Annotated in this window: 14 protein-coding genes; 1 reads left to right on the forward strand and 13 read right to left on the reverse strand. The window is 71.5% G+C overall.

Annotation, left to right across the window (positions count from 1 at the left end):
• Positions 1-43: 43 nt before the first annotated feature.
• The 3 genes from YIM_RS45665 to YIM_RS45675 are packed head-to-tail and all read right to left on the reverse strand — an operon-like array spanning position 44 to position 3,641.
• Entirely contained in the window at positions 44-1,099 is a 1,056-nt protein-coding gene (locus YIM_RS45665) for an iron-containing alcohol dehydrogenase family protein (RefSeq protein ID WP_153036258.1), read from the reverse strand.
• Positions 1,096-2,535: an aldehyde dehydrogenase gene (locus YIM_RS45670; RefSeq protein WP_153036259.1), complete on the reverse strand. Its 1,440-nt coding sequence runs from the start codon at positions 2,533-2,535 to the stop codon at positions 1,096-1,098. Before YIM_RS45670 ends, YIM_RS45665 begins: the two co-directional genes overlap by 4 nt.
• Positions 2,535-3,641, reverse strand: a complete 1,107-nt coding sequence (locus YIM_RS45675) for a mandelate racemase/muconate lactonizing enzyme family protein (protein WP_153036260.1) — start codon at positions 3,639-3,641, stop codon at positions 2,535-2,537. Before YIM_RS45675 ends, YIM_RS45670 begins: the two co-directional genes overlap by 1 nt.
• A gap of 124 nt (positions 3,642-3,765) precedes the next feature.
• Between YIM_RS45675 and YIM_RS45680 the strand changes: the two genes are divergently transcribed.
• Positions 3,766-4,545: an IclR family transcriptional regulator gene (locus tag YIM_RS45680; protein ID WP_228004420.1), complete on the forward strand. Its 780-nt coding sequence runs from the start codon at positions 3,766-3,768 to the stop codon at positions 4,543-4,545.
• 4 nt (positions 4,546-4,549) lie between these two features.
• On the opposite strand, the gene YIM_RS45685 is transcribed toward YIM_RS45680, so the two are convergent.
• The 10 genes from YIM_RS45685 to YIM_RS45730 all read right to left on the reverse strand — a co-directional run bounded on the left by YIM_RS45685 (position 4,550) and on the right by YIM_RS45730 (position 15,390).
• Positions 4,550-5,518, reverse strand: a complete 969-nt coding sequence (locus YIM_RS45685; protein WP_153036262.1) for a glutamate ABC transporter substrate-binding protein — start codon at positions 5,516-5,518, stop codon at positions 4,550-4,552.
• Entirely contained in the window at positions 5,515-6,951 is a 1,437-nt protein-coding gene (locus tag YIM_RS45690; protein ID WP_228004421.1) for a hypothetical protein, read from the reverse strand. The genes YIM_RS45685 and YIM_RS45690 overlap by 4 nt, the downstream gene beginning before the upstream one ends.
• Positions 6,952-7,096: 145 nt before the next feature.
• Complete coding sequence (locus YIM_RS45695) at positions 7,097-7,735, reverse strand: response regulator transcription factor (protein ID WP_153036263.1); 639 nt, start codon at positions 7,733-7,735, stop codon at positions 7,097-7,099.
• The gene (locus tag YIM_RS45700; protein WP_153036264.1) at positions 7,732-8,847 is read right to left on the reverse strand and encodes a sensor histidine kinase; all 1,116 of its coding nucleotides are present in this window, start codon (positions 8,845-8,847) and stop codon (positions 7,732-7,734) included. The genes YIM_RS45695 and YIM_RS45700 overlap by 4 nt, the downstream gene beginning before the upstream one ends.
• Before the next feature lie 130 nt (positions 8,848-8,977).
• Positions 8,978-9,181, reverse strand: coding sequence for a cold-shock protein (locus YIM_RS45705; RefSeq protein ID WP_153036265.1), 204 nt, complete (start codon positions 9,179-9,181; stop codon positions 8,978-8,980).
• 245 nt (positions 9,182-9,426) lie between these two features.
• On the reverse strand, positions 9,427-9,603 hold the full coding sequence (locus tag YIM_RS45710; RefSeq protein ID WP_153036266.1) for a hypothetical protein: 177 nt from the start codon (positions 9,601-9,603) through the stop codon (positions 9,427-9,429).
• Between the two features lie 102 nt (positions 9,604-9,705).
• Complete coding sequence (locus YIM_RS45715) at positions 9,706-11,343, reverse strand: thiamine pyrophosphate-binding protein (protein ID WP_153036267.1); 1,638 nt, start codon at positions 11,341-11,343, stop codon at positions 9,706-9,708.
• 115 nt (positions 11,344-11,458) lie between these two features.
• The gene (locus tag YIM_RS45720; protein ID WP_153036268.1) at positions 11,459-11,998 is read right to left on the reverse strand and encodes a hypothetical protein; all 540 of its coding nucleotides are present in this window, start codon (positions 11,996-11,998) and stop codon (positions 11,459-11,461) included.
• A 9-nt stretch (positions 11,999-12,007) separates the two neighbouring features.
• Positions 12,008-13,729 (reverse strand): ABC transporter ATP-binding protein, encoded by a 1,722-nt coding sequence (locus YIM_RS45725; protein ID WP_153036269.1) that lies wholly within the window; start codon positions 13,727-13,729, stop codon positions 12,008-12,010.
• Positions 13,726-15,390: an ABC transporter ATP-binding protein gene (locus YIM_RS45730; RefSeq protein ID WP_153036270.1), complete on the reverse strand. Its 1,665-nt coding sequence runs from the start codon at positions 15,388-15,390 to the stop codon at positions 13,726-13,728. Before YIM_RS45730 ends, YIM_RS45725 begins: the two co-directional genes overlap by 4 nt.
• Positions 15,391-15,499 lie beyond the last annotated feature (109 nt).

The following is a 15,499-nucleotide window of genomic DNA, read 5'->3' on the forward strand; positions in this document are numbered from 1 at the left end:
ATCTCCCGCCCGATCCTAGATGGTCGCCAGTCTCACCAGTGGCTTACAGCGCCGATGCGAGCAGGTCGATCGCCTCCGGCGGGCTCGGGCGCAGCGGCGCGTTGTCGGTGACCGGGTCGGCGAGCGCCGCCGCGGCCAGCTCCGGCACCAGTTCCCTGGTCACGCCGAGCTGCGCGAGCGTGGGCCGCACCCCGACCCGGTCCAGCAGCTCACCGGCCAGTCCGATGGCCGAGCCGTGCCCACCGGCCAGCGCCACCTGCGCGTACGCGGGCGCCGCCACGCTCGCGGAGTAGCGCATGACCGGCTCCAGCACGGACGACAGCGCCAGTCCGTGCGAAATGCCGAGCCGCGCGGTGATCGCGTGGCCGAACCCGTGCACCAGGCCCAGCCCGGACCGGGTCAGCGCCAGCCCGGCCAGGTGCGCGCCGAGCAGCATGCCCGCGCGGGCCTCCAGGTTCGCACCGTCCCGCACGGCCACCGGCAGCCACCGGCTCACCTTCGCGATCGCGCGGCCCGCGTACCGGATCGACTCCGAGTCCGCGCGCGGCGACGACAGCGACTCGATCCCGTGCACCAGCGCGTCCACCCCGGTCACCGCGGTGACCCGCGGCGGCAGGCCGACGGTCAGCTCCGGGTCCAGCACCACCGCCACCGGCCGCACCGAATCGTGTCCCAAGTAGACCTTCCGCCCGGCGTCCTCGAACACGCCGAAGCCGTTGGTCTCCGCGCCGGTGCCCGCTGTAGTCGGCACGGCGATCACCGGCCGTCCGTCCGCGCCTGGCCCGGCCGCCTGCAGTGAGATCGCCTTGGCCGCGTCCAGCGCGGACCCGCCGCCGACCCCGAGCACCGCGGCCGGACCGTACCGCCGCAGCACCTGCCCGCCCTCCTCGATGATCGAGACCGATGGGTTCGCGCGCACGCTTTCGTAGCAGCCATAAGGAATTCCGGCGCGTTCCAGCACGCGCAGCACACGGCCGAGCACACCGGTCGTGCGCAACCCGTTGTCGGTGACCACAAAAACGCGCCGGTGCCCGAGTTCGTCGACCACCGCGGGCAGCGCGCCGGTGGCGCCGACGCCGAACTCCACCCGCGCCCTCATGAGAGATCGAACCAGGTCGTCTTGAGCCCGGTGTAACCGTCGAGCGCGTGCAGCGACTTGTCACGCCCGCCGCCGGTCTCGCCGAAACCACCGAACGGGGTGACCACGTCGCTGGCGTCGAAGGTGTTGACCCACACCGTGCCCGCCCGAAGCCGCGCGGCCACCTGGTGCGCGGTGCGGAAGTCGGCCGTCCACACCGAGGCGGCCAGGCCGAACCGCGTCTCGTTGGCGATCCGGATACCTTCCTCCAGCTCGTCGAAGGTGGTGGTGACCAGCACCGGGCCGAAGATCTCCTCCTGCGCCACGGTGGCGGTGTTCGCCACCCCCTCCAGCACCGCGGGCTCGACGTACCAGCCACCGGTTTCCTCGTGCAGCCTCCGTCCACCGTGGACCGCCGTCGCCTCCGCGCGGCCGATGTCGAGATAACCGAGCACGGTGGTGAGCTGGGTGTCGTCGATGACCGGGCCGATCGTGGTCGCCGGGTCCAGCGGATCACCGACGGTGAATCCGGACAGCACCTTGCGCACCGCGTCCACCAGCTCCGCGGCGATCGAGGAGTGCACCACCAGCCGTGAACCGGCGTTGCAGGTCTGCCCGGCGTTGTAGCAGAAGCCCCAGGCGATCGACTCGGCTGCTTTGTCCACATCGGACACGTCAGGCAGCACCAGCTGCGGTGACTTGCCACCGGCCTCGATCGAGACCTGCTTGCCGTTGGACGACGCCGCGTAACCGAGGAAGGCCCGGCCGACCGGCGCCGATCCGGTGAACGCGATCTTGTCCACCCCCGGGTGCAGCCCCAATGCGCGACCGGCGGTCTCACCGAATCCGGTCACCACGTTGAGCACGCCGTCCGGCAGCCCGGCCTCGGCGGCCAGCCTGGCCAGCACCAGCGCCGACAGCGGCGACTGCTCGGCCGGCTTGAGCACCACGGAGTTCCCGGCGGCCAGCGCCGGGGCCAGCTTCCAGGCGGTGATCATCAGCGGGTAGTTCCACGGGACCACCGCGCCGATCACGCCCAGTGGCTCCCGGCTGACCAGCGCGAGCGCGTCCGGACCGGTGGGCGCGATCTCGCCGTAGACCTTGTCGATCGCCTCGGCGTACCAGGCGAAGGTGTCGGCCGCCTTGGCCACGTCGACCCGGCTCGCCTCCCCGATCGGCTTGCCGGTGTCCATGCTCTCCACCCGCGCCAGTTCCTCGGAATTGACGCGCAGGAGTTCGGCCAGTTTCAACAGCACGCGTTTGCGCGCGGCAGGAGGTTGTGACCGCCAGCGGCCGTCCTCGAAGGCACGGCGGGCGGCGCGGACCGCGAGGTCGACGTCCTCGCCGTGCCCCGAAGCCACCTCCGCGAGCACGCTGCCGTCCCTCGGCGCGGTGGTGGAGAACGTCTCACCGGATACGGCGTCCACAAAGGACCCGTCGACGAACAGGCGCTCCATCACGCGGTCCTGGTGGCGTCGATGGCGGATTCGTCGAGGTCTATTCCCAGGCCGGGCGAAGCGGGTACCACCAGATCACCGTCCACATCGATCATCAGCGGCTGGTCGAGCATGAAGTCCCGGCGAGCCGGGGTCCAGCCGGGCGGGTCGTACGGGAACTCGAAGTACGGGGTGGCGCCCACCCCGGCGGCCACGTGCAGGTTGGCCAGCACGCCGATGCCGTTGGTCCAGCTGTGCGGGGTGAACTGGCGGTGCTTGAGCCGCGCCAGTTCGGCGAGCGTGCGGGCCCGGTGCATGCCGACCGCCAGCACCACGTCCATCTGGTACACGTCGAGCGCGTCGGCTTCCAGGTAGGCCAGCAGTTCCGGGATCGACGACTGCATCTCGCCGGCGGCGATGCGCACCCCGGTCGAGCGCAGCGCCCTGAACCCGGCGACGTCGGCGTAGGGCAGCGGTTCCTCCACCCAGAACACGTCCAGCTCGGCGAGCCGCCGGACCACGCCCCGCACCTTCGCGAAGTCCATCGCCGGTTCGACGTCACCCGGCATCCGCCACGACTGGTTCAGGTCGACCATCAGGTCCACCCCGTCGCCGAGCGCCTCGCGCACCGCGCGCACCACGTCGACGCCTTCGTCGAGCCGGTGCCTGTCGATCCGGATCTTCAGCGCGCGGAAACCGGTCTTCGCCATTTCCAGCGAGGCTTCGACCCGTTGCTCCGGGGTTTTCAGCTCGCCGGTGGAAGCGTAGGCGCGCAACCGTTTCGCCGCGTTGCCGAACAGCATCGAGACCGGCTGCCCGCTCGCCTTCCCGATGATGTCCCACAACGCCGCTTCCAGCGGCCAGTACTTGGCGCCGTGGAAGTTGGCCGATTCGATGGCGCGCACGTGCCGCGAGATGTCCAGCGGGTCGGTGCCGAGGAACAGGTGCCGGTAGGCGTCGAACCCGGCCATGGTGTCCCCGGAGCCGATGCCGGTCAGCCCCGCGTCGGTGTGCACGCGCACGACCGTCGCGTCGAACGCGGTGCGGGGCACCGGATCCCACGCGGCGGCGAACGGCGGGTCCAGCTCCAGCCGGAGCTGGTCCACGGTGATGTCGACGATTTTCATCGGCGGCGTTCCCCCTCGGCGGCGAACGCCGAAGTTACGTTCACGGACGAGAAGTCACAAGGGGCATAGGCCGAATCGGAACCGTTGTTGCGCTGGTGGCAACTATCGCGCCTATGCTGGGCCGGTGCCCCGGGATCCGCAGCGAGGCGCCGGCCTGCGCCGGGACTTCGCGCTGCTCGAAGCGCTCGCCTCCCCGGAGGCCGCCGCCGCGGACGGGCTCGGCGTGATCCGGCTGGCCGAGCTGACCGGCCGCGAGAAGAGCCAGGTGTCCAGGGCGATGCGCGCGCTGGCCGAGGAGGGCGTGGTCGAGCGCCATCCCGGCACGCTGCGTTACCACCTCGGGTGGCGGCTGTTCGCCCTGGTCGCGCGGGCCGCGGAAACCCGGCTGGAGCGACAGGCCGAACCGGTGATGCACCGGCTGGCCGCCGAGGTCGAGGAGACCACGCACCTGTGCGTGCTGCGGGAGGGTGGCGTGGTGACCGTGTTCTCGGTGTCGCCCGGCCATTCGTTCCGGTTGGCGGGCAGCGAAGGGCATTCGACGCATTCGGCGTGCACCTCGGTCGGCCGGGTGCTGCTGACCGATCTGACCCCGGACGAGCTGCACATCCGGTTCGGCACCACCGAACCGCTCTGCGCCGAGCACCCGATCCGGCCGCGCGGCATCGCCGAACTCTGGGTGGAGCTGAACCGGGTGCGGGAGCAGGGATACGCGGTGGTCGACGAGGAGTACGAACCGGGGCTGGTCGGGGTGTCCGCGCCGATCAGGGACTTCCGCGGCCGGGCGGTGGCGGCGCTGAACCTCGCCGCGCCCAAGTCACGACTCGGCGGGCGCCTGCACGACGCGGGCCGCCGCACCCGGCAGGCGGCCCGCGAGATCTCCGCCCTGCTCGGCCACCGGACCTAGACGCCTAGCGGTAGGTCGGCTGCGGCGGGTTCGCCGAGCCGAGGCTCTCGGACAGCCAGCGGTTGTAGCTCTCCTGCCACGGCCCGTTCCGCACGCCCTCCAGCACCGCGTTCACGAACTTGATCATGTCCGTGTTCTGCTTCGGCACGCCGATGCCGTAGGACTCCACGGTGAACGGCTCGCCGACCACCTCGGTCGTCGGGTCCTGCTCGGCCATGCCCGCCAAGATGGTGTCGTCGGTGGACACCGCGTCGACCTGGTTCTGCTGGAGCAGCACCATGCAGTCCGACCAGTTCTCCACGGTCACCAGCACCGGGTTGTTCTTGTCCGCGGCGATCACCTTCGACGAGGTCGAGGTGCTGGTCGCGCACACCTTCTTGCCCGCGAGGTCGGCCAGGCTGCGCACGTTGGCGTTCTTCGGCGCGAGCAGCCGCTGACCGGCGGTGTAGTAGACCGACGAGAAGCCGATGTCCTTGAGCCTGCTGCAGGTGATGCTGAACGTCCGCACCACGATGTCGACCGAACCCTCCTTCAGCAGATCGACCCGCTGCGCCGAGGAGATCGCCCGGTACTGGATGTGCGAGCGCCACGCGTTGCCGAAGATGGCCTTCGCCACCTCGTTCGCGATGTCGATGTCGAAGCCTTCGAGCTGACCGCTGGTCGGGTTGCGGAAGCCGAACAGGTAGGTGGTCTGGTCGACGCCGACGATCAGCTGCCCGCGTTCCTTGATCTTGTCCATGGTCGAACCGGGCGGCATGCCGGTGCCCTCCGGGCGCAGGCTCGCCGTGGCGTTGCAGTCCTCGCCCTTGGGTTCCGGCTGCGGTTCGGCGCCCTCGACCACGTTCGCCGGGCGCGGGCGCTCCGCCGACGCGATCGGCGCCGGCTCCACCGGGGTGCCGGCGCCACCACAACCGGCGAGCAGTGCGCCCACCGCGACCAGTGCCAGTGCGAGCCGGGTCCTCTTGCGTGTCATCGGTACTCCATCAGCCTTTCCCGGATCCCCATGGTCGCACCGGCCGCGGCGATCACCGCGAGCACGGCGACCCCGGGCGCCAGCAGGGTCAGCGCGCCGTCCGCGAAGGAGGTCTCGTCGAGGAACTCCTGCCTGCCGTCCTTGATCACCTCGACCAGGCTCTCGTCCATCCGCAGGAAGGCGCCGGTGGAGCCCTCGGCCTGCCGCTCGTCGATGGCCAGGCTGACCGCTTCGGCGTACTTGCCTACGTCGTCGTTCTCCCGCACCTTGCGGTGCGCCTGCAGCCAGACGCCGGCCTCGGTGATCGCGCGGTCGACCTGCTCGGTGTTCCCCGCGTCGGCGGCCAGTGAGCGCAGCTCGCCGAGCAGGCCGCCCTTGCCGTCCTGGCCGACCATCTTCGTGGTCAGCTCGGTGAACTCCTTCTCGTACTTGGCCCCGTCCCCGCGCGCGACCAGCGTGAGCGTCTCGTCGGCGCGGGCCTGCTGCGCGGAGATCCGCGCCTGCACCGCGAGATCCACCTGGCGGGTGCCGTTCTCGCTGCCGCTGCCGACCGCGATGCCCTGCACCACCAGCGCCACCGCGCTCCAGAGCAGCGCGAGCACCACCGCGCCGGTGGCCACCAGCAGGCCGACGTTGAGCACGCGGTTCGTCCGGCGCTTGAGGTAGACCTGGGTGGCGATCAGCGAGCCGAGCAGGGCGAGCACGAGCACGCCGGCCACCCACGGCACGTCGGTGGCGTCGTCCTGCTCGGTCATCAACCGCTCGGTGTCGATGCGGTACAGATCGGCCGCGGCGGGCAGGATCTTCGTCCGCATCAGCTCGGACGCCTCGCGCAGGTAGGAGGCACCGGCCGGGAAGCCCTGGCGGTTGTTCGCGCGAGCCGTCTCGATCAGCCCGGTGTAGACCGGGAACTGCTGGTTGATCACGTCCACCTGGGCAGCCGCCTCGGGCACGCCGCCCGCGTCGGAAGCCGCCTTCGCCAGCGCGGAGCCGGCCTGCGCCACGTCCAGCTCGTACCGCGAGCGCAGGGCGGGCGGCTCGGTGCCGGTGGCCAGGAAGGCGCTGGCCGCGGTCGCGTCGGCGTCCGAGAGCGAGCGGTACACCTGCTGCGCCGCCACCGCCAGCGGTTCGCGGTGGTCGATCAGCTCGTTGATGGTGTCCTTTTTGCCCTGCACCGAGATCGCGCCGATGATGCCGGTGATCAGCGCGAGCAGCACCAGGCCGACCGCGATCACCGTCAACCGGCCGGGGGTGGCGGCCGCCGACCGGACCACCGCGCGCACGGCCAGTCCCGGCAGCGCGAAAAGTCCGGCGAGCCCGGTGCGCGTCTCCGCCGCGCGTGGCGGCGGTTCCCCTCCCGGCCCGCGCGGCGGCCCGGAGCTGGGCGGCCGGGCGGGCGTCGCCACGCTGCCGGTGCTACCGGTGCTCGTCATCGGATTCCTCCACCCCTCCTACGTCCGGGCATGAACGTATAGGAGATACCGCGACCGGTACCACCGACCTGCGGGCCACAACCGAAATTTTGGCCGCGCCTTCGGCACGGCGGCGAGGTCGCTTTGAGCGACCTCGCAATCGAAATCAGCCCAGCTCGTGCCGGTACGCGTAGCGCACGGCTTCCGCGCGATTGCGGACGCCGATCTTCGCGAAGGCGTTGTTGATGTGCGTTTTGACCGTGGTTTCCCCGATGAACAGCTTGGCCGCGATCTCGGCGTTGGTCAGCCCGCCACCGATCAGCCCCAGCACCTCCGCCTCGCGGGCGGTCAGCCGATCGGGCGGTACGCGCGAGGCGGGCGGGGGCGAGTCGAGCGCTTCGACCAGGCGCTGGGTCACCGCCGGATCGAAGGCCGACTGGCCGGCCACCGCGCAACGCAGCGCGGTGGCGATCTCGGTCCGCCCGGCGTCCTTGGTCAGGTAGCCGCGGGCCCCGGCGCGCAGCGCACCGCCGATCGACTCGTCGTCGGCGTAGGTGGTCAGCACCACCACCGCGACGCCGGGGTGCTCGGCGGTGATCAGGGTGGTCGCCCCCACCCCGTCGAGCACCGGCATGCGCAGGTCCATCAGCACCACGTCGGCCTCGGTCCCGGCGGTGAGCAGGTCGAGCACCTGGCGGCCGTTCGCGGCGGTGCCGGTCACCAGCACGTCACCGGCCATGCCGAGCAACGCGGCCAATCCCTCGCGCACCGCCTGCTGGTCGTCCGCGACGATGACCTTGATCATCTCCGCACTTCCGCCGTCACCAGCCATCGATCTCCCCCGTCCGGTCCCGCGTTCAGGGTGCCACCGGCCAGCTCCAGTCGCTCGCGCATCCCGGTCAGCCCGAAGCCCTTCCCCCGGCCGTGCCCCGGCGGCACTCCGTTCCCCACTTCGAGGCGAACGCCCTGGTCACCGGAGTGCAACACCACTTCGACGCGGGCGCCGGGAGCGTGCTTGGCCGCGTTGGTCAGCGCTTCGCGGGCGACCGCGGTCAGCGCGACGGTGGCCACCGTCGGCACCGCGACCACCTCGCCGCACAGGTCCAGTTCGACCGGGCCGCGATCGCGCCGGTGCACCTCGACCAGCCGGGTCACCGCCTCCGGCAGCGACGGCAGGTCCTGGCGCAGCGCGGCGACCGCCTCGCGTGCCTCGCCGAGGCCGTCCACCGCCAGCCGCCGCGACCGGCGGATCGTGGTGAGCGCGGCCTCGCGATCGTCGCGCTCGGCCAGCAGCGCCTCCGCCAGTTCGAGCTGAACACCCAGCGCACCAAGGGAATGCGCGAGCACGTCGTGGATCTCGCGGGCGATGCGGGTGCGTTCGTCGAGAGCCGCGGCCCTGGCGTGCTCGGCGTGGGCGAGGCGGGTCTGTTCGAGCAGTTGCTCGGTCTGCGCCACGCGGAGATCGGTCTGGCGGCGGTTCAGCCCGCACAGCGCGGAGACCAGCACCGCGGCGGTCGCACCGCCGACATCCCAGGCCGGGCGGTCCCAGAGCAGGCAGCCGCCGATCACCAGCACCAGGTCGAGGCCGACGACCACGCCGATCAGCCTGCCGCTCGCGATGGTGAGCCCGGCGAAGCGCCCGATGGTGAGCAAGGTGATGACCGTCGCGGTCACGCCGGTGGCCGGACCGGCCAGCGCAGCGGCCGTCGCGGTCGAAACAGCCAGCATCGGCACGGCGAGCCGTGGGCGCCTGCCCAGGGTCGCCACAAAAACGAGCCAGGCCGCGGCCGCGAGCGCGTACCCGGCCCAGACCCACGGGTTCCGGTCGTCGGAGACGATCAGGAAGAAGGCGATCAGTACCGTGCCGAGGCCCTGGATGATCACCCAGGACGGCGCGATGCCACCGGAAGACTTCACCTGATCAGACTAGGACGGCACCCGGCTCGCGGGACCCGCCCGAAGGTGGAGATCAGGGTGGAGATACGGCGAAGGGGCCGCCACCGGTAGCACGGTGACAGCCCCTTCGTCGAAGAGCTGAGGGTCAGTCTCAGATGAGGTTGACCGAGGTGGCCTGGGGGCCCTTCTGGCCCTGGCCGATCTCGAACTCAACGCGAGCGTTCTCCTCCAACGTGCGGAAGCCGTTGCCCTGGATCTCCGAGTAGTGAACGAAGACGTCGCCGCCGCCGTTGTCGGGAGTGATGAAGCCGAACCCCTTCTCGGAGTTGAACCACTTCACGGTGCCCTGAGTCATATAAAACAATCTCCATGCGTAAAAACAATCGAGGGGCCAGGCCGGCACCCCGGGTCAAAACGGAACGGTTTGCCTCCCCGAGTGGGGAACGCACTACGCCCGCTAAGTCTTGCGAGCGTGGCTGAGAAGAGAACGGGTGTCAGCACCCAGCACGAACACAAAAGCTTGAGACCACCGGAAGTAAAGCACACAACCGGGGCCGCCCGCCAGTGATGAGCCCGTCCGGGTGATCCTCACGACCCGGCTTATTCTCCCGTCCGCCTGCTCCCGGCCGCCTCGGCCGAGAACGGGGACCTGGTGACCGCGTCCCGGTCGGCCGCGCTGGTCATCGACTTGATCGGCTCCGGCGCCTCGGTGTTGCTGAAGGCCACCGGCGCCACGCCGGAGGTCCTGGCCGGATGCCCCGCTGTTTCGTTCCCCATGTTCGCCACCCTCTCTCGCGGACCCCGTACCGCTCGGTCCGTGTGCCGCCGATTGTGCCACGGCGGACCGACAAAAACCGGTCAGTGAGAAGGCTTCGCGCGTCAGCTCTCCAGGCGCGACCGGAGCATGGTGCTCAACCGCTGGTCGGGGGCGATCACGTCGGGATCGGTGCGCACGTCGACCACGCACGGCCGCTGCCGCATCAGCGCGCTGGCCAGCGCCGGCTCCAGTTCCTCCTGGTCGTTGACGGTGTACCCGGCGGCGCCGAGACCCCTTGCCCAGGAAGCGAAATCCACCGTTCCGACGGCCACCGAGGACAACCGGCCGTGCGACCGCGCCTGGTGCGCGGCGATCGCGCCGTACAGCCCGTTCTGGAACACCACCACGATCACCGGGGCCCGGTGCCGGACCGCGGTTTCGATCTCCTGCCCGGTCATCAGCGCGCCGCCGTCGCCGACCATGGCGACCACGGTCCGGTGCGGTTCGGCCAGCTTCGCGGCCACCGCGGCGGGCACCGCGTAGCCCATCGCGCCGTTGCACGGGCCGAGCTGCGTGCGCGGCTGCGTGAAGCACCAGTACCGGTGCACGAAGGCGGCGAAGTTGCCCGCGTCAGTGGTCACCACGGTGTCCTCGGGGGCCAGCTGGCGCAGCGAGCGCACCACGTCCGCCGGGTGGACCGGGCCCGAGGTGCCGCGCTGCGGCAGGCGCATGAACTCCTTGACCGCCTGGTGGGCCACCGTCCAGTTGCGCTTGCGCGGTTTGGCCGCCTGCCGCAGCTCGCTGAGGAACCGGGCGACGTCGGTGTCGACGTGGAAGGTCAGCCCCCGGCGCCGCGGACCGGGACGGCCGCCGCCGACCATCACCAGCGGCTGGGTGTAGGCCGGGTAGCGGTACCGCTGCGTGGTCACCTCGTCCAGCCGGGTGCCCAGCGCGAGCACCAGGTCCGCCTGCTCCAGCGCGCGGAGCTGGTCGTCCGGGACACCGTGGCCGAGGTGGCCGACGTAGTTGGGGTGGTTCTCCGGGAAGGCGTCCTGCCTGCGGAAAGCGGTGTAGACGGCGAGCCCGAGGTGGTCCACCGCGTCGATCAGCTGCTTGCGCGCCAGGCGCACCCCGCCACCGGCGATGATCACCGGGTACCGCGCGTCGTCGACCAGGCGCGCCACCTCGCCGGCCAGCCGCTCCAGCGAGCCGGGCGGCACGACGACCTCGGCGGGCCGCTGCACCACGCTCTCGAACGGGCGCGCCCAGAAGTCGGCGGGCACCGAGAGCACCGCGGGTCCCTGGCGGCCGGTGTTCACCGCGTGCAGCGCCTCGGCCAGCAGTCCTGGCACCTCGTCCGGGGTGGTCGCCTCCGCCGTCCACTTGGCCAGCGGCGCGTACAACCGGACCAGGTCGACCTCCTGGAAGGTCTCCTCGCCGAGGTCACCGGATGGCACCTGGCCGAGCAGCACCACCATCGGCGTCTCGTCCTGGAAGGCGGTGTGCACGGCGGCCGTCATGCCCGTCGCGCCGGGGCCGCTGCCCGCCACGGCCACCGCGGGGGTGCCGCAGAGCTTGCCGTCGGCGTCGGCCATGAAGGCGGCACCGGCTTCGTGGCGCGCGGAGATCAGGTTGAGCCGGGGCTCCACCTGGAGCGCTTCCAGCAGGTCCACCACGGATTCACCGGGAATCGCGTACGCGCGCCGCACCCCGGCCTCGGCCAGGAGGCGCACCACGGTGCGCGCAACGGTCAACCCCATGCGGCGTGCCACCCTTCGGTCCGCCCGAGCGCGGGTTATCGTACCCGGTTCCGGCCGGAGACGATCAGGAAAATTGTGCCAGTCTTACTGGTGAGTAACAAGGGTCGGAAGTCGGTCAGCCCTCGGGTGCCGGGTCCACCAACGGCCGCAGCGGCACCACGATGTGCTCGTTGAGCCATTCGCACTGCCTGCTCCACAGCACCAGCGCGGCCGGGTCGGGGCAGTGCGCGCCGTCCACCTGCTCCCCGCGCGACCAGCGCTGCACCCACTCGGTGATGGCGATGCAGACGTCGAGCGCGGCCGAGCCCCAGCGGTACCGGTCCTCCCAGCCGCGCAGTTCCACCACGCCGCCGGTCTCCGGCACCTCGGCCTCCACCTCGGCGAGCCGGTTCACCACCGGGAAGAGGATTTCCAGTTCGGACAGCCCGGCGCCGTCGCGCAACCGCAGGATCGCCGCCACCCGCGGATCCGGTTCGAGTTCCGGCAAACCGGCCGCGTGCTGGTCGAGGCGGCGCCGGATGATCCCGCGCAGGGTGGCGATGTGCTCGCGGAAGAGGCTGAGGTAGCCGGGGTGGAACACGCCGACCCAGTGCTCGCCGCGCCGGTCCCAGCTGACCCCGCCGTCGAAGGGATTCCCATCCGTTTCCGCAGTCACGGCGGTAGGTTACGAGGCCCGCACCCGCTCGGGGGTGCCGGTCCAGGCACGCATCATCTCGGCGTACCTGGCAGACTCGGCCAGCAGTCCTTCGTGCGTGCCGAGCAGGGTGTGGTCGCCGTCCATCACCAGTAGGCGGTTTGCCCGCAGCGCCGAGCTGAGCCGGTGGGCGATGACCACCAGAATCCCGCCCCTGGCCGCGAAAGCGCGTTCCGCGTGGGCCTCGGCGGCCGGGTCGAGGTGCGCGGTCGCCTCGTCCAGGATGATCACTTCGGCCTGACTGGCGTACACCCTGGCGAGCCCGAGCAGCTGGGCCTGACCGGCGGAAAGCCCTTCGGCGGCATGGCCGATTTCGCCGTACAGCCCACCAAGCCGGTCCACCAGGTCGCCCGCACCGACCGCGCGGGCGGCTTCGTACAACCGCTCGTCGGTCGCCTCCGGCGCCAGCAGCGCCAGGTTCTCCCGCACGGTCCCGGCGAAAACGTAGGCCTCCTGCGGAATCAGCGCGACCATCCGGTGCACCACCTCCGGCCGCACCGAGCGCACCGGCACTCCACCGAGCCGCACCAGTCCGTCCTGCGGTTCGAGTTGCCCGGTGAGCAGTCCGGCCAGGGTCGACTTGCCGATCCCGCTCGGGCCGACCACCGCGAGGTGGTCACCGGGGACCAGGTCCAGATCCAGCCCGCGCACCACCGGTTCCGCGTGCTCACCCCAGCCGAAGGTCAGCCCGCGTACGGAAATCGCCGCGCCCGCCGGTTCGGCGCCGCCGCCGGCTTCCGGGGGCTCACCGGCCACTTCGGACAGTCGGCGGACGGCGACCAGCAGGCGCAGCACCACCGTGCTCGCGGTGGACGCCAGGCCCTGCAAAGCGGGTTGCATGGTGGTGGCGAGATAGACCAGCGAGCCGAGCGCGGCCCCGGCGGTCAGCTCACCGGCCGCCACCATGCCCGGCGCGTTGAGCAGAACCAGAACCAACGGGGAAAAGCCGCCGATCGCGATGACCAGCGTGCGCATCGCGGTCGCCTGTGCCATCCGCACCGCGGCGCGGGCCTGGTCGTCGACCGCGTCGAAGACCGCCATGCCCGCGGTCTGCTCGGCACCGCAGGCGACCACGTCCCGCATGCCGACGAGCACCCCACCGGCCACCTCGGCGGTGCGTTCGTCCGCGATGGCCACCGCGCGCTGACGCGCCGCGAGCGCGGGCAGCAGGCAGGCGAAGAGCACGAGCGCGGTCAGCACCGGAACCGCCACCAGCCAGGCCAGCCCGCCCGCCACGGTGAACAAGCCGGCGAGCGCGGCAACCGTGGTCACCAGCATTCCTCGTGCCTGCACCAGGAGTCCGGCGGTGGCGTCGCGGATGACCTCCACGTGCTGGGTGATGCGCGCGACCCCGCTGGCGTCGGGCGCGTTCCGGCTGGTGGCGCCGTTGCGCAGGATCCCGCTGACCACCGCGGTCACCAGCGCGTCGCGAATCGGTTCGATCACCATGCCGAGCTGCCGCCACACCAGCCGCGACCCCAGCGCGCCGATCACCGCGACCAGTGCGAAGACCAGCAACCACAGCACGCCGGTCAGCGGGTCGCCCGCGGCGAACCCGCGGTCGACCGCGAGCGCGACCAGCCGCCCGGACAGGAACGCGGGCACGCTTTCCAGCACCGAGCAGCCGAACAGGACCAGCCCGCCACGCCACTGCCTGCCGAGCGAGCCCCAATACAGTTTGGTAATGCTCATTGCTCGGCTTCCTCGGTGAAAACCGCGCGGTAGCCGGGTTCCCGCCACAGCACGTCGTGCGGACCGACCGCACGCACCCGGCCGTTTTCCAGCCAGGCCACCAGATCCGCCCGCGCCGCGGTCCCGGCCCGATGGGTGACCACCAGCCGCGTACGACCCGGCAACGCGGTTTCGATGGCTTCGTCGACCCGCACTTCGGTGACCGTGTCGAGGCTGGCGGTCGCGTCGTCGAGCACCAGCACACGCGGGTTTCGCACGATCGCGCGCGCCAGGCCGAGGCGCTGGGCTTCCCCGCCGGACAACGGGGTTTCCGCCAGCGGCGTGCGGTATCCGTCGGGCAGGCGCACCACCAGATCGTGCACCTGCGCGGCCCGGCACGCGTTGCGGACGGCGATCTCACCGGCCCACGTCCCGTACGAAACCGCTTCGGCGACCGTGCCGCCGAGCAGCGCGGGCCGTTCGAACGCGTAGGCCACGTAGTACCGCAGCACCTCGGGTCGCAGGCGGCCGGTGGACACGCCGTCGAGCAGCACGCGGCCCTCCTCCGGCCGGATCAGCCCGCCGACCACACCGACCAGCGCGGACTTGCCGGACCCGGATTTCCCCACCACGGCGAGAAAGGTCCCGCCCGGAATCGTCAAGTCCACTTCGGACAGCGCGCCGGGCACGGTGACCCGGCGCAGTTCCACCGAACCGGGACCGGGCCGCACGTCGGCACGACCGCGGTGCGGCAGCGGTTCGTCGAGCACCTCGCTGATCCGCTGGGCGCACGAACGGGCCCTGGCCAGCGTGGTGAGCAACGGGATCTGGCCGACCAGCCCCATGCCGAGCGCGACGTACCCGAGCGCGGCGAGCACGTCACCGACGCTCAGCCTGCCGTTCAGCACGCCGAACCCGGCGGCGATCAGCACCGCGACCTCGACCGCGGGCAGCAGGAGCGCGGCACGCCAGATCATCCGCGCCTGGGTCTGCCACATACCGGAACCGGCCTTGCCGAGTTCGGGCAGCGGGCGCAGCACCCGGCGCGTCTCCCGATCGGCCGTGCCGGAGGCGGCGATGGTCCGCAGCCCGCGCACGGCGTCGAGCAGGCGTGCGGAGATCTCGCCGGACACGCGCTGGTAGGTCAGCACGTCGTCGGCGGTGTTGCGCAGGTGGGAGCGGGCCAGCCAGAGTGCGATCGGCACGCTGCCGAGGAAAACCAGGGCGAGCCGCCAGTCGAGCACCGCCAGCAGCACGATGGCGCCGACGGACAGGCAGGCCGCCGAACCCAGCTGCACCAGGATGGAGGCGACCGAACCGGCGCTCACGCAGTCGCCGGTGAGCCGGCTGATCGCGTCGCCGTCGGCGAACCGGGAGCGGGTGCCGAGGCCGAGCAGGTGCCGGGTGAGCCGTCGCCGCAGTGCCGCGGTGGCCGTGCTGGTCACGGCGACGGTGAGCAGTCCGCCGAGCACGTCGGCGGTGATGTCGAGTGCGCCGAGCCCGAGCAGCAGCAGCACCTGGGGCCAGCTGCGCTGACCGGAGATCGCGGCGTCCACCGCGCCGGCGAGCGCGCCGGGCAGCAGGAGACCCGCGGTGGTGGCGGTGAGCGCGGTCAGCAGCACCAGGCCCAGCCGGGCGCGGTCCCCACCGGCCACCTCGGCCAGCAACCGGTCACCCCGCATCGGCGTGTCCCACCTTCCGAACGAACTGTCGCGCACCGGCCCCCTCGGGGTTGAATAGGAACGCGGGAGCGGCGCACTTGGCCTGTGCCGCTCCCGCGTCTCGCCTAGC

The sequence above is a fragment of the Amycolatopsis sp. YIM 10 genome (genome assembly GCF_009429145.1).
Classification (GTDB): Bacteria; Actinomycetota; Actinomycetes; order Mycobacteriales; family Pseudonocardiaceae; genus Amycolatopsis.

What these genes read in the sequence shown, in the direction of transcription:
- YIM_RS45675 (WP_153036260.1), bottom strand. Translation starts at nt 3,641, where the DNA reads ATGAAAATCGTCGACATCACCGTGGACCAGCTCCGGCTGGAGCTGGAC.
- YIM_RS45685 (WP_153036262.1), bottom strand. Translation starts at nt 5,518, where the DNA reads ATGACACGCAAGAGGACCCGGCTCGCACTGGCACTGGTCGCGGTGGGC.
- YIM_RS45715 (WP_153036267.1), bottom strand. Translation starts at nt 11,343, where the DNA reads ATGGGGTTGACCGTTGCGCGCACCGTGGTGCGCCTCCTGGCCGAGGCC.
- YIM_RS45710 (WP_153036266.1), bottom strand. Translation starts at nt 9,603, where the DNA reads ATGGGGAACGAAACAGCGGGGCATCCGGCCAGGACCTCCGGCGTGGCG.
- YIM_RS45705 (WP_153036265.1), bottom strand. Translation starts at nt 9,181, where the DNA reads ATGACTCAGGGCACCGTGAAGTGGTTCAACTCCGAGAAGGGGTTCGGC.
- YIM_RS45665 (WP_153036258.1), bottom strand. Translation starts at nt 1,099, where the DNA reads ATGAGGGCGCGGGTGGAGTTCGGCGTCGGCGCCACCGGCGCGCTGCCC.
- YIM_RS45695 (WP_153036263.1), bottom strand. Translation starts at nt 7,735, where the DNA reads ATGATCAAGGTCATCGTCGCGGACGACCAGCAGGCGGTGCGCGAGGGA.
- YIM_RS45730 (WP_153036270.1), bottom strand. Translation starts at nt 15,390, where the DNA reads ATGCGGGGTGACCGGTTGCTGGCCGAGGTGGCCGGTGGGGACCGCGCC.
- YIM_RS45670 (WP_153036259.1), bottom strand. Translation starts at nt 2,535, where the DNA reads ATGGAGCGCCTGTTCGTCGACGGGTCCTTTGTGGACGCCGTATCCGGT.
- YIM_RS45690 (WP_228004421.1), bottom strand. Translation starts at nt 6,951, where the DNA reads ATGACGAGCACCGGTAGCACCGGCAGCGTGGCGACGCCCGCCCGGCCG.
- YIM_RS45725 (WP_153036269.1), bottom strand. Translation starts at nt 13,729, where the DNA reads ATGAGCATTACCAAACTGTATTGGGGCTCGCTCGGCAGGCAGTGGCGT.